The organism is Mesorhizobium sp. P2_E9, assembly GCF_056403815.1.
This window is the reverse complement of record NZ_JBFUET010000015.1, coordinates 111782-125354: the sequence shown is the minus strand read 5'-3', so window position 1 is coordinate 125354 and position 13573 is coordinate 111782. Positions and strand designations below refer to the sequence as shown.

At 63.9% G+C, this 13573-nt stretch carries 12 protein-coding genes; 8 read left to right on the top strand and 4 right to left on the bottom strand.

Features of this window, described 5'->3' with window-relative positions; all coding sequences use genetic code 11:
- Positions 1-35: 35 nt before the first annotated feature.
- Both AC1D05_RS25520 and AC1D05_RS25515 read left to right on the top strand, forming a co-directional pair.
- Positions 36-266 carry an AbrB/MazE/SpoVT family DNA-binding domain-containing protein gene (locus AC1D05_RS25520; RefSeq protein WP_477444493.1) on the top strand — a complete coding sequence of 77 codons (231 nt, stop codon included), beginning with the start codon at positions 36-38 and terminating at the stop codon, positions 264-266.
- On the top strand, positions 263-649 hold the full coding sequence (locus AC1D05_RS25515; RefSeq protein WP_477444492.1) for a type II toxin-antitoxin system death-on-curing family toxin: 387 nt from the start codon (positions 263-265) through the stop codon (positions 647-649). Before AC1D05_RS25520 ends, AC1D05_RS25515 begins: the two co-directional genes overlap by 4 nt.
- Here AC1D05_RS25515 and greA read toward each other — a convergent pair.
- A complete protein-coding gene (greA, locus tag AC1D05_RS25510; RefSeq protein WP_477444491.1) occupies positions 646-1119 on the bottom strand; it encodes a transcription elongation factor GreA in 474 nt (157 codons plus the stop codon). The two genes, AC1D05_RS25515 and greA, sit on opposite strands and share 4 nt — an antisense overlap.
- Positions 1120-1259: 140 nt before the next feature.
- Here greA and AC1D05_RS25505 point away from each other — a divergent pair, with 140 nt between their 5' ends.
- Positions 1260-2636: a TIGR03808 family TAT-translocated repetitive protein gene (locus AC1D05_RS25505; RefSeq protein ID WP_477444490.1), complete on the top strand. Its 1377-nt coding sequence runs from the start codon at positions 1260-1262 to the stop codon at positions 2634-2636.
- Positions 2637-2645: 9 nt separating this feature from the next.
- Here AC1D05_RS25505 and AC1D05_RS25500 read toward each other — a convergent pair whose 3' ends face one another.
- Positions 2646-3650, bottom strand: coding sequence for an asparaginase (locus tag AC1D05_RS25500; protein WP_477444489.1), 1005 nt, complete (start codon positions 3648-3650; stop codon positions 2646-2648).
- A 25-nt stretch (positions 3651-3675) separates the two neighbouring features.
- Positions 3676-4842, bottom strand: a complete 1167-nt coding sequence (locus tag AC1D05_RS25495) for an acetyl-CoA acetyltransferase (protein WP_477444488.1) — start codon at positions 4840-4842, stop codon at positions 3676-3678.
- Positions 4843-5041: 199 nt separating this feature from the next.
- On the opposite strand from AC1D05_RS25495, the gene betI reads away from it, so the two are divergent.
- The 5 genes from betI to betB are packed head-to-tail and all read left to right on the top strand — an operon-like array spanning position 5042 to position 11325.
- On the top strand, positions 5042-5632 hold the full coding sequence (gene betI, locus AC1D05_RS25490) for a choline-binding transcriptional repressor BetI (RefSeq protein ID WP_477444487.1): 591 nt from the start codon (positions 5042-5044) through the stop codon (positions 5630-5632).
- On the top strand, positions 5629-7158 hold the full coding sequence (gene betC, locus AC1D05_RS25485) for a choline-sulfatase (protein WP_477444486.1): 1530 nt from the start codon (positions 5629-5631) through the stop codon (positions 7156-7158). The genes betI and betC overlap by 4 nt, the downstream gene beginning before the upstream one ends.
- A complete protein-coding gene (locus AC1D05_RS25480; RefSeq protein ID WP_477444485.1) occupies positions 7155-8159 on the top strand; it encodes a threonine/serine dehydratase in 1005 nt (334 codons plus the stop codon). Before betC ends, AC1D05_RS25480 begins: the two co-directional genes overlap by 4 nt.
- Positions 8152-9804 (top strand): choline dehydrogenase, encoded by a 1653-nt coding sequence (gene betA, locus AC1D05_RS25475; protein ID WP_477444484.1) that lies wholly within the window; start codon positions 8152-8154, stop codon positions 9802-9804. Before AC1D05_RS25480 ends, betA begins: the two co-directional genes overlap by 8 nt.
- A 57-nt stretch (positions 9805-9861) precedes the next feature.
- The gene (betB, locus tag AC1D05_RS25470) at positions 9862-11325 is read left to right on the top strand and encodes a betaine-aldehyde dehydrogenase (RefSeq protein WP_477444483.1); all 1464 of its coding nucleotides are present in this window, start codon (positions 9862-9864) and stop codon (positions 11323-11325) included.
- A 7-nt stretch (positions 11326-11332) separates the two neighbouring features.
- Here betB and AC1D05_RS25465 read toward each other — a convergent pair whose 3' ends face one another.
- Positions 11333-13573, bottom strand: coding sequence for an AGE family epimerase/isomerase (locus AC1D05_RS25465; protein ID WP_477444482.1), 2241 nt, complete (start codon positions 13571-13573; stop codon positions 11333-11335).

Sequence of the window (13573 nt, the reverse complement as noted above, 5' to 3'; positions counted from 1 at the left end):
CGAGTTATAATTGACGTTGCAACAGGACGTCCATCATGAACACAATCATACGCAAGATCGGCAATTCCGAGGGTGTGATCCTGCCCAAGGATCTGCTCGAGCGTCTGAACATGAAGGCAGGCGATAGCATCGTCATCGTCCAAGAAGGCGATGAGCTTCGTTTACGCCGCACCGAAGACAGCGCCGAAGAGTTCGAGCGCAAGATGAAGATCGCTCGTGAGCGGATGAAAAAGTACGAGGTTGCCTACCGCGCGCTCGCGAAATGACCGAGCATCATTCGCGGGAATTCGTGGAGTCGCTTCACGCTGAGCAGCTGCGTCTGCATGGTGGGGCGGCAGGTATCCGCGATGAGGGAATGCTGGGGTCCGCGCTCTCCCATCCACAGCAGCGAGAGATCTATGGCGAACCGGATCTGTGCGAACTCGCAGCCGCCTATCTGTTCGGCATCGCCAAGAACCATCCGTTCGTTGATGGCAACAAGCGCACCGCCTTTGCAGCGGCCGATCTGTTTCTCTATTTCAACGGATTGAGCGTCGAGGCAGACCAGCAGGACGTCATTCAACTGGTCTTGATGGTTGCCGCTGGCGAGATTGATGAAGTGGGGGCCGCAGCTTTTTTCCGCGACCACGTCGTCAAGCTCGAAGACTAACTGTCCGACAGTTTGACGATTTCCCATTCCTTGCCGTTGACCGTGACGGCCTCGCCGACCTTCTTGCCAAACAGCGCAACCGCCATCGGCGAAACATGCGAAATCGTGCCCTTTGACGGGTCAGCCTCGTCCTCGCCGACGATCTTCCAGTGCACCTTCTTGCCGTCATCGCCTTCCAGCGTGACTCCCATGCCGAAGCGGACGACATCGCTGTCGGGCTCCGGGACGGAAAGCTCGGCATTTTCGCGCCGCGCCGTCCAGTAACGCAGGTCGCGCGATACGACCGCGATGCGCTCGCGATCGGCTTTCTTCTCAGCTTTCGCCAGGATATCGCGCAGATCGGCCAGATTGTCCTCGATCTGCGCCAGGCCGCGCTCCGTCACCAGGTTGCGGTGCGTGCTGATCGGCCGCTCGCCGACGCCGGCGATGGCATTTTCGCTGTCTTCTTCGCGGGTGAAAGCTCTGCTCATCCCCTGAACCTAGGCCTCGAGTGGCTGCTCGACAAGTCATTGTCGGTACCTCGTGAAGCGGGACAGGACGTCTGGCACGATTCCTGCGGTGTCAGGGCTGACACTGCGGTGTCATGGTTGAACACTGGGATTCTGTGCCGATGTTGAACAGGCGAACGCTGCTGACCGGGACCGCCGGCTTTGCCGTCATGGGCCTCTCGCTCCGCAAGGCGGCGGCCGCCAGCCTGGCTGGTATCGAAAAAGCCTCGATGCGCGGCTCGATCAACGCCACCGAACTTGGCGTGCAGCCCGGCACATTCGACGACCAGAGCAAGGCCTTCGCCAAGCTGCTGCGTGAGGCGAACGATCGCGATATACCGGTGTTCCTGCCGGCGGGCACCTATGTGGTGTCCAACCTCTCGCTGCCCAGCCGCCTGCGTCTTTCCGGCGTGCCGGGCGCAACGCGGATCGTCTATGGCGGCGACGGCCACCTCTTCATGACCGAACAGGCCGACGATATCGAACTGAGCGGGCTGGTCTTCGACGGTTCGAACCGCTCGATGGGCGACTATGCGCAAGGGTTGCTCGATTTGCGCCGGGTCGGCCACCTCGTTGTCGACAATTGCCAGATAACCGGCAGCGGCAAGAATGGACTGTCGCTGGAACACGCGGCAGGCCGGATCGAACGCTCGGACATATCCGGGGCGGCTGATGCCGGCATCTATTCGGTCGAGGCGGCGGGACTCTCAATCACAGGCAACACCGTCTCCGACTGCGCCAATGGCGGCATCCTCGTGCATCGCTGGCAGGCGGCGGAGGACGGCACGATGGTCACCGGCAACCGTGTCGAACGCATCGGGGCGCGCAGCGGCGGGACCGGCCAGAACGGCAATGGCATCAACGCCTTCCGCGCCGGCAATGTCATCATTTCAGGCAATGTCGTTTCGGATTGCGCCTTCTCGGCGATCCGCGCCAACAGTGCGAGCAATTTGCAGATTTCAGGCAACACCTGCTCGCGTTCGGGCGAAACGGCGGTCTATTCCGAATTCTCCTTCGAGGGCGCCGTCATCAGCAACAACATCGTCGATGGCGCGGCCAACGGCATCTCGATCGTCAACTTCAATGAAGGCGGCCGCATGGGTGTCTGCTCGGGCAACATCGTGCGCAATCTGTCGACCAGCGGCCCCTACACCGCCGATCCGCCCGGCTTCGGCGTCGGCATTGCCGTCGAAGCCGACACCATCGCTTCCAACAACGTCATCGAGAGCGCGCCGCTCTACGGCATGTCGATCGGCTGGGGACCGTATCTGCGCAATGTGGTGGCCACGGGCAACATCATCCGCAAGGCAGGCACCGGCATTGTCGTCAGCGTGGTCGAGGGTGCCGGCACGGCCGTCATCTCCGACAACGTCATCGACGGTGCGCTGAACGGCGCCGTCATCGGCCAGCGCTGGGCCGAGCCGGTGACATCAGACCTCACCCAGTCAAGCAATAGCGGCTTTGCGCATCTGACGGTTGAGCGCAACCGCGTCAGCTGAGAGCAATTTTCAATTCAAGGCTGGCGTCGGCCTCAGCGCCCCGACCTTGGCGCCGATCCGGCTTTCGATCGGGGCGCTCGCCAGTTCGAGCAGCTTCGCCGCCACGGCCTCGTCGGCACGCAACAGCCTGGCAAGGACGGCGGCCGCCATGGCCTCGCCGGCGCGGCCGGCACCATCATCGCATTTGATCGCTATGCCGAGGCCAAGTTCAGGTATCGCGCTGCAGTGGACACCTTCGGCACCGCCTTTTGCAAAGATCCGGCCAGGCGCTGCCTCCATCAAAGCGACATCGGCGCGTCCGGTGCCAGCAACGAAGAAGGGCTCTGCCATGCAGGCCGCAAACAGACGCTTCGCCGCCTTGGCTCGCTCGGGACCAAAACCTGATGTCGTGGCCATGCGGGCAAAGCCCAGCGCGAAACTCCTCAGCGGTACCGCATAGGTCGGGATCGAGCAGCCATCGGTCGCCCGCTCATCCGCGCCGTGGACAGCGCCGGTGACCGCCTGCATGGCGTCGCGCACCATCTCCTGCAAAGCGTGGCCCGCCTTGACATAGCCGCGATGGGCAATGCCCGCGTGGACGCAGGTACAGAGGAAGCCGGAATGTTTGCCGGAACAGTTATTATGCAGCGCGTTGGGCGAACCGCCGGAACGGGCAAGCGCGATCTCCGCGTCATGGTTCGAAGGCCAATGCGCGCCGCATTCGAGTGCTGACCCGTCCAACCCGGCCTTGGCCAGCATGGATCGCGCCAGTTCGACATGCGCCGGCTCGCCGGAATGGGAGGCGCAGGCTAGCGCCAGTTCGCGGTTGCCGAAGCCATAGGCATCGGCAGCACCCGTTTCGACCAGCGGCAGGGCCTGGATCGCCTTGACCGCCGAGCGCGGAAACACCGGCTTCGCGGTATCGCCGATCTCCAGGACCGGCTTGCCGTCGGCATCGAAGACCGCAACGGCACCGCGATGCACGCTCTCGACGATCGCGCCGCGCAGGACCTCGATCAGAACCGGATTTGACATATCACCTCCCGTAAATGCGGGCGGTTTACCTGATCCGGTCGAGAATGGAAACGTAGTTGGCGACCGCCGCGCCGCCCATGTTGAAGATGCCACCCAGTTTCGCGCCCGGCACCTGGATGCCGCCGGCTTCGCCGACAAGCTGCATGGCGGTCAAGACATGCATGGAGACACCGGTGGCGCCGATCGGATGGCCCTTGGCCTTCAGCCCGCCGGAAGGATTGACCGGCAGGCGGCCGTCCTTGGCCGTCGTGCCGTCCAGCGCCAGTTTGGCGCCCTCGCCCGGCTTGGCCAGGCCCATCGCCTCATATTCGATCAACTCAGCTATGGTGAAGCAGTCATGTGTTTCGACGAAGGAGAGATCGTCGAGCGTCACGCCGGCGTTCTTCAGCGCCTTGCCCCAAGCCTGCTCGCAGCCTTCGAAGGCCAGGATGTCGCGCTTCGACATCGGCAGGAAATCCTGGACATGCTCGTTGGCGCGGAAAGCGACGGCGCGGCGCATCTTCAGCGCCGTCCCGGTGTCGGCAAGGATAAGCGCGGCGGCACCGTCCGAGACCAGCGAGCAGTCGGTGCGCTTCAGCGGGCCGGCGACGAAGGGATTCTTCTCGCTCTCCTGCCGGCAGAATTCGTAGCCGAAATCCTTGCGCATCTGCGCATAGGGATTGTCGACGCCATTCTTGTGGTTCTTGGCGGCGATCATGGCGAGTGCATCCGACTGGTCGCCATAGCGCTGGAAATAGGCCTGCGCGATCTTGCCGAAGACGCCGGCGAAACCGGCAGGCGTCTCGCCATCCTCCGGCAGATAGGACGCCTTCAAGAGATTCCTGCCGATCTCGGGTCCGGGCGTCGTCGTCATCTGCTCGGCGCCGACCACCAGCACGATGCGGGCGGCGTTGGCATCGATGGCACGGATGCCTTGCCTGACCGCCGCCGAACCGGTCGCGCAAGCGTTCTCGACGCGCGTCGCCGGCTTGAAGCGAAGCCGGTCGTCGGCCTGTAGCACCAGGCTGGCAGTAAAATCCTGCGCGGAGAAACCAGCATTGAAGTGACCGAGCACGATCTCGTCGACCTCGTCCGGACCGATGCCGGCATGGTCGAGCGCGTCCGTCGCCACCTTGACGATCAGGTTCTCGAGCGTCTCGCCTTCGAGCTTGCCGAAGCGCGAATGCGCCCAGCCAACGATGCATGCGGTCATGGCGGTCTCCATCCTTGGCGCCAGCCTAGCCTATGGGCCCATGGCGCAGTTCGCCGTTATTGTTCAAATATAAACATTCTTGCCCAAGCCGTGAAGGGCCGGAAGCCGACAATCGCTTGGTACAGGTCGTGGTCGTGTCGATTTTTTGTTGATTGACCCGTCAATAAAAAATAATCTCCGTGCAAAAGCCGGGAACAGCATGCCGAAAATCGGAATGGAGCCACTGCGCCGCAAGGCGCTCATCGACGCGACGATCTCGGCGATCGGCGAGCGCGGCTCGCTTGACGTGACCATGTCGGAGATCGCTGGGCGCGCCGGCGTGTCCTCGGCGCTTGCCCATCATTATTTCGGCGCCAAGGACGAGCTGCTGCTGGCAACGATGCGGCATATCCTGGCCGAACTGACCATCGACATGCGCCGCGCCCTGCAATCCGCCGCTTCCCCACGCGAACGCGTCTCGGCCGTGGTCGCCGTCAACTTCTCCGACATCCAGTTCCAGCCGGAAACCATCGCCGCCTGGCTCGCCTTCTATGTCGAAGCGCAGAGATCATCGGCTTTGCGCCGGTTGCTCAGGGTCTATGCGCGGCGGTTGCACTCGAACCTGATGAGCGGGCTGACCGGCATCCTGCCGAGGGCAGAGGCCGACCGTGCCGCCGAAGCGACAGCAGCGATGATCGACGGGCTCTACATCAGGCGGGCGCTGAAGGACGGCGTGCCCGACGCCGCGACCGCGATCGCGCTGGTCGAGGACTATCTCGAAACCAAACTCGGCGAGCGGCATAAACAGTGACAGCAAAGCGACCCAATTGCCTGATCGTCATGGTCGATCAGCTCAACGGGACTTTTTTTCCCGATGGGCCGGCCGCGTTTCTGCATGCGCCGCATCTGAAAGCGCTGGCCGCACGTTCGGCACGCTTTGCCAACAACTACACGGCCTCGCCGCTCTGCGCGCCGGGCCGCGCTTCGTTCATGAGCGGCCAGTTGCCGTCGCGGACCGAGGTCTACGACAACGCCGCCGAATTCGCTTCGTCGATCCCGACCTTTGCGCATCACCTGCGCGCGGACGGCTATCACACCGTGCTGTCGGGCAAGATGCATTTCGTCGGCCCGGACCAGTTGCATGGGTTCGAGGAACGGCTGACCACCGACATCTACCCGGCCGATTTCGGCTGGACGCCGGACTATCGCAAACCCGGCGAGCGAATCGACTGGTGGTATCACAATCTGGGCTCGGTAACCGGCGCAGGCGTCGCCGAGATCTCAAACCAGATGGAGTATGACGACGAGGTCGCCTTCCACGCCGTGCAGAAGCTCTACGACTTCGCCCGCGTCTCCGACGATGCGTCACACCGGCCCTGGTGCCTGACTGTGTCCTTTACCCATCCGCACGACCCCTATGTGGCGCGACGGCAATATTGGGACCTCTACGAGGATTGCCCGGCTCTCGAACCCGAAGTCGGCTTCATCCCATACGACAAACAGGATCCGCATTCGCAGCGGCTCTACAAGGCTTCCGACTACGACAGTTTCGACATCACGGCCGAGCAGATCCGCCGCTCGCGGCGTGGCTATTTCGCCAACATCTCCTATCTCGACGACAAGGTCGGCGAATTGCTGTCGGTGCTGGAACGCACGCGGATGCTCGACGACACGATCATCCTGTTCTGCTCCGATCACGGCGACATGCTCGGTGAGCGCGGTTTGTGGTTCAAGATGTGCTTCTTCGAGGGCTCGGCGCGGGTGCCGCTGATGATTGCCGGCAAGGGCGTGACCGCAGGGCTCATCGAGGCGCCGGTCTCCAATCTCGACGTGACCCCGACGCTGTGTGATCTCGCCGGCATCGACATGAGCGCGATCGCGCCATGGACCGACGGCCAGTCGCTGCTGCCGCTGCTCGATGGCAAGCAGCGCACCGCACCGGTACTGATGGAATACGCTGCCGAAGGCTCCAACGCGCCGTTGGTGGCGATCCGCGATGCCCGCTACAAATTCGTCCATTGCGAGATCGATCCGCCGCAGCTCTACGATGTCGAAGCTGACCCGCATGAGTTGAGCAATCTCGCCGCCGATCCGGCGCATGCCGGTGTGGTGGCGGCTTTCCTGGAAAAGGTGCGCGCGCGCTGGGACATGGCGGCCTTCGACGCCGCGGTGCGCGCCAGCCAGGCGCGGCGCTGGGTGGTCTATCCCGCGCTGCGCAACGGCACGCACTACCCCTGGGAGTTCCAGCCGCTGCAGAAGGCCTCGGAACGCTACATGCGCAACCACATGGATCTCAACGTGCTCGAAGAGCAGAAACGGTTCCCGCGAGGCGAATGATGGCAGACCTTCTCGTTCCTTCGCTGGCCCATCTCAAACAGGCCTATGCCGTCACCTCCAGGGCGACGCAGATCACACCATTGCTGGAGTCGACGGCGCTCGCGCGCGAAACCGGAGCGGCCCGCGTCTTCATCAAGCCGGAATCGCTGCAATGGGCCGGATCGTTCAAGGTGCGCGGCGCCTACTGGCGGCTGAAGCAGCTTTCGGCCGATGAATCGAAAAAGGGCGTCGTCGCCTATTCCTCGGGCAATTTCGCGCAAGGGCTGGCCGCCGCCGGCCAGGCGCTCGGTATTCCGGTCACCATCGTCATGCCGATCGACGCACCGGCCGCCAAGCGTGACGCGACCGCAGGCTATGGCGCACGCGTCGTGCTGACCGACCATGGCGAGCGCGCGCGTGAAGAGGTCGCCGCCGCCAAAGCACGTGAAATCGCCGAGACGGAAGGCCTGGCCTTGCTGCACCCCTTCGACGATCCCGAGATCGTCGCCGGCCAGGCCGGCGCCGGCCTCGAAGCGCTCGACCAGCTTGAGGCCAAGGACGCCAGCGCCGACCTGTTGTTTTGCTCGGTCGGCGGCGGCGGACTGATCGGCGGCGTTTCGCTCGCCTTCCACTATCTGTCACCGGCGACAGAGATCATCGGCGTCGAGCCGGAAGGTTTCAATGGCATGGGCTCGTCGCTGGCGCATGGCAGCATCGAGACCATGCCGATCGGCCCGAAATCGATCTGCGACGGGCTGATGTCGCGGCGGCCAGGCGACGCCCCGTTCGCGGCGGTCAAAACCGCCGGCGTTCGCGGCATCACCGTCGACGATCAATCGGTGCGCAGCGCCATGCGTATCGCCTTCGAGCGCATGAAGCTGGTGCTGGAGCCGTCAGGTGCTGCGTCGCTCGCCGCACTGCTCGGCGGCAAGGTGGATGTGAAGGACAAGACCGTCCTTGTTGTGGCAACCGGCGGCAATGTCTCGCTCGCCGATTTTATGGCGCATATGAACCATGCTTGAAGCGGATTTCGTCATCATCGGCTCCGGCTCGGCCGGCTCGGCCATGGCCTATCGCCTGTCGGAGGACGGCAAGCATTCGGTCATCGTCATCGAATTCGGCGGCAGCGATATCGGGCCGCTGATCCAGATGCCGTCGGCGTTGTCGATCCCGCTCAACATGAGCCTCTACGACTGGGGCTTTGCCAGCGAGCCGGAGCCGCATCTCGGCGGCCGCGTGCTGGCGACGCCGCGCGGCAAGGTCATCGGCGGCTCGTCCTCGATCAATGGCATGGTCTATGTGCGCGGCCATGCCCGCGATTTCGACCACTGGGCCGAAGAGGGCGCAACGGGTTGGGGCTTCGCCGACGTGCTCCCCTATTTCAAGCGCATGGAGGACAATGACGGCGGCGAGGATGGCTGGCGCGGCCACGGCGGGCCGCTGCATGTGCAGCGCGGTCCGCGTAAAAACCCGCTCTATGGCGCCTTCGTCGAAGCCGGCCGCCAGGCTGGCTTCGAACTGACCGACGACTACAACGGCGCCAAGCAGGAAGGCTTTGGGCCGATGGAGCAGACCATCCGTGGCGGCCGCCGCTGGTCGGCGGCGAGCGCTTACCTGAAGCCGGCTCTCAAACGCAGGAATGTTAGCCTGGTCAAGGGTTTCGCCCGCCGGGTGATCATCGAGAATCAACGCGCCATCGGCGTCGAGATCGAAGCTCACAAACAGATTCAGGTCGTTAAGGCGCGACGTGAGGTGATCGTCGCCGCGTCGTCGATCAATTCGCCAAAAATTCTGATGCTGTCCGGCATCGGGCCGGCCGAGCATTTGCGCGAAAACGGCATAGCCGTCGTCGCTGACCGGCCCGGTGTTGGCCGCAATCTGCAGGATCATATGGAGCTTTATATCCAGCAGGAATCGACCAAGCCGATCACGCTGAATTCGGTGCTGAATCCGTTCTCGAAAGCATTGATTGGCGCGCAGTGGCTGTTCTTCAAGTCGGGCCTTGGCGCCACCAACCATTTCGAGGCGGCCGCCTTCGTGCGCTCGCGCGCCGGCGTCGACTATCCCGACATCCAGTATCACTTCATCCCGGCGGCGGTGCGCTATGACGGCAAGGCGGCGGCGAAGTCGCATGGCTTCCAGGCGCATGTCGGGCCGATGCGGTCGAAGTCGCGCGGCTCGGTGACGCTGCGCTCGCCAGACCCCAAGGCGACACCGGTGATCCGCTTCAACTACATGTCGCATCCGGACGACTGGACCGAGTTCCGTCACTGCATCCGGCTGACTCGCGAAATCTTTGGCCAGTCGGCCTTCGACGCCTATCGCGGCCAGGAAATCTCGCCGGGCAGCCATGTGCAGTCGGACGACGATCTCAATGTCTTCATTCGCGACCATGCCGAGAGCGCCTACCATCCCTGCGGCACCTGCAAGATGGGCCGCGCCGACGACATGATGAGCGTCGTCGATCCGGAATGCCGGGTCATCGGCGTCGACGGCTTGCGGGTCGCAGACTCTTCGATCTTCCCGCGCGTCACCAACGGCAATCTCAACGCGCCGTCGATCATGACCGGCGAGAAGGCGTCCGACCACATTCTTGGCCGCACGCCGCTGGCGCCGTCCAACCAGGAACCATGGATCAATCCGCGCTGGCAGCTGTCCGACAGATAGGCCATGATCGTGTGACTGCACGATCCGCATGCCGCGAAGACAATTTGGAGACCCCCCATGCGCGCCCAGCCCACGGCATCGCACTATGTCAACGGACGCTACATAGAGGACGAAGGCGGCGCGCCGCTGCCGGTGATCTATCCGGCAACCGGCGAGGTCATCGCCACCCTGCATTCGGCGACGCCGAATGTGCTGGAGCTCGCCATCGAGGCCGCGCGGGCCGCGCAGCCGGCCTGGGCGCGGCTGAAGCCAGTCGAGCGCGGCCGCATCCTGCGCCGCGCCGCCGACATTCTTCGTGCCCGCAACGCCGATCTCGCCCGCATCGAGACCCTCGACACCGGCAAGGCAATCCAGGAAACGCTGGTGGCGGATGCGCCTTCGGCCGCGGACTGCCTGGAATATTTCGGCGGCGCGGTCGCCGCCTACAATGGCGAGTCGGTCGACCTCGGCGGACCCTTCGCCTACACGCGGCGCGAAGCGCTCGGCGTCTGCGTCGGCATCGGCGCCTGGAACTACCCGATCCAGATCGCCGGCTGGAAGTCGGCACCGGCGCTCGCCATGGGCAACGCCATGGTGTTCAAGCCGTCGGAAAACACGCCGCTTTCGGCACTCGCATTGGCCGAAATCTACAGCGAGGCCGGCCTGCCCGACGGGCTGTTCAACGTCGTGCAGGGCTATGGCGATGTCGGCGCAGGCCTCGTCGGCCATGATGTCGTCGCCAAGGTTTCGGTGACCGGCTCGGTGCCCACCGGCCGCAAGGTGCTGTCGCTCGCCGGCTCGATGATGAAGCACGCGACGATGGAACTCGGCGGCAAGTCGCCACTGATCGTCTTCGACGATGCCGACATCGAAAACGCCATCGGCGGCGCCATGCTCGGCAATTTCTACTCAACCGGCCAGATCTGCTCCAACGGCACACGCGTGTTCGTGCAGAGCGGTATTCACAATCGCTTCGTCGACCGTCTGGTCGAGCGGACGAAAAAGATCCGCATCGGCGACCCGCTCGACCCCGAGACGCAGATGGGGCCACTGGTCTCCAAGGCGCAGCACGACAAGGTGGTCGGCTATATCGGGATCGGCAAGCAGGATGGGGCGACATTGGCCTGTGGTGGCAACGTGCCGTCGCTGCAAGGTTTTGATGGCGGCTTCTTCGTCGAGCCCACGGTCTTCACCGGTGTCACCGACACCATGCGTATTGCGCGTGATGAGATTTTCGGACCGGTCATGAGCGTGCTGAAATTCGATGGCGAAGACGAGGTTATCGACCGCGCCAACGACACCGAATTCGGCCTCGCCGCCGGCGTCTTCACCCGCGACCTGTCGCGCGCCCACCGTGTCATCGCCGAGTTGCAGGCCGGCACCTGCTGGATCAATGCCTACAATCTGACGCCAGTGGAAATCCCCTTCGGCGGCTTCAAGCAGTCCGGCATCGGCCGCGAGAATTCGCTTGCCGCACTGGCGCTCTATTCGCAGCTGAAGTCGATCTATGTCGAGACCGGGGACGTGGCGAGCCCGTATTGAGCCGAGCTTAAGCCGTCTTCGCCGCCGTCCCATCCAAATACTGCGTCAGTGCGCAGACCAGATGATAGAAGATGCTGGCCGGCACGTCGGTCGCCAGCGAGCGGCCGCGTTCGTCGATACGGTCGATCCACAGGCCGAGCGGCGCCGGGTCGATGTGCCAGCGGAACAGCCGGCCGACGCGTTCCTCGATCTCCGGCTTGAGATCGGGTCCGCCCGAACCGTCCAGCGCAATCGCCGCCTTGACCGCTTCGGCCTGCGGCCAGCTGCGCGAGATCAGGTCCAGCGGCAGGCCCTGCCGGGAGACAGCGCCATAGGCCAGGCCGGTGGCGCGGTTGAGGCCATTGGCGATGGCCGAGGCATAGAGTTTCCTGGCGAAACCGCTCAGTTCGGCCTGGCCGCTGCGTCCAGCGAAATCGACCAGCAGCGAAGCCCATTCAAAGTGATGGCCGGGCTCGGTCCAGGCGCCCTTCTCACCGGCTGACGGCTTCCACTCGTCATCGAAATATTCGCCCAGGGTCCAGCTTTCCCGGTCGAAAAAATGGCTGCGGAAGAGATCGATGATGCGTGCCGCGCGGCGCAGATGAGCGCGCTCGCCGGTGGCCTGGTGCCAAGCCAGGAACGCTTCGAGCAGATGCATGTGCGGGTTGGAGCGCCGCTCGCCCTCGGCGTCCGATGTTTCGAGGAAGCCGGTCATGCGATGATCCTCGAGATGAGCATCGAGGAAGGCGAAGGTTTCCTCGCCGAGCCTCAAGGCATCGGGATTACCCGACATATGCGCATGCGCAAGCGCGAGGAGCACGCAGGAATGATCGTAGGCATCCTCGGTGGGGTCGGCCACCGAGCCGTCGACATGCAGGGTGCGCACCCAGCCGCCTTTGTCGGTGCGGCCATTTCTGACCATGAACTCGATACCGTGACTGATCAGCCGGTCGGCCGGACCGTCCCAGCCGCGCGCGCTGGCGACCGCGAAGGCATAGACCTGCCTTGCCATTGTGCGCATGCGCTTGGGTTTCATCAGCGGCGCGCGATCAAAACCGAGTGCTTCATGGAAACCGCCATGGCGTTCGTCGACACCCGATGTCGACCACAGCGGCAAGGTCTCCTGAAACAGCCAGTGGTGCACACGCCGCCGCCAGGCGCCGCTTTCGATGACGCGGTCATGCGTCGGCGTGAACCTGGTTTCCAGCCGGCCGGATTTCTCGAGCTGCTCTACGATCTTCTTGACGTGCTGGCTGTGGCTGACCGGCGCGACGAAAGTGGCATCAGCGGTCGAAACGATGGCGACATCCTTCATGCCGATTGCCGACAGCAGGCGGCCGTCGCTGCGGATGTAGGAGTTCTCGCAATCGATGGCGACGACATCGCCGATGACGACGTTGCCGTGGTCGTCGGCCGGGCCGACGTCGAGCAGCGATTGCCAGGAGCCGAGATCGTTCCAGCGGAAGTCGGCCGGCACCATGGCAATGCCTTGCGCCCGTTCCATGATGGCATAGTCGATCGAGATCGACGGGATGGCCTCATAGAGCTCCAGCGGCATGTAGAGGCCGGACAGGTCCGATGTCGCGGCCTTGTAGGCGGCTTCGGTGGCCTGCCAGATGTCAGGCTCAAAAGCGGCGAAGGCGTCACGCATGGCAGCGGCACGAAACAGGAAGATGCCGGTATTCCAGTAAAAGCTTTCCGCCTTGAGATAGCCCTGCGCCGTCGCCAGGTCCGGCTTCTCGACGAAACGCGTGACGTCGAAGATACCGCCCTGCGCGCCCGCCACCTCGATATAGCCGTAGCCGGTTTCGGGCTGCGTCGGTTTGATGCCGAACACCACGAGCCGGCCGGCGTGCGCCGCCTCGGCGCCTGCCTCGACGCTCTGCCAGAATTGTCCTGGGGTTGATATCTCGTGGTCCGACGGCACGACCAGGACCAGGCTGTCGCCAAATTCGGACAGGGTGCGCAGCGTTGCGAGTGCGATCGCCGCGGCGGTGTTGCGCCCGGTGGGCTCGAACAATGGGCCGCCGCCGGCAAGATCGAGGCCGGCCAGGTCGGCATGGACACGATCGGCATGGCGCTCGGAGGCGATCAGGAAGATCGGCGTTTCACCGGCTGGCCTTGCCGTCAGCCGGCGCAAGGTCTTGGCCAGCATGGAGCCATCGCCCGAAAAATCGTGAAACTGCTTCGGATTGTCCTCGCGCGACAGCGGCCAGAGCCGCGAGCCGACGCCGCCGCTCATGACAAAACTGACGATGCGCTGGCTCAT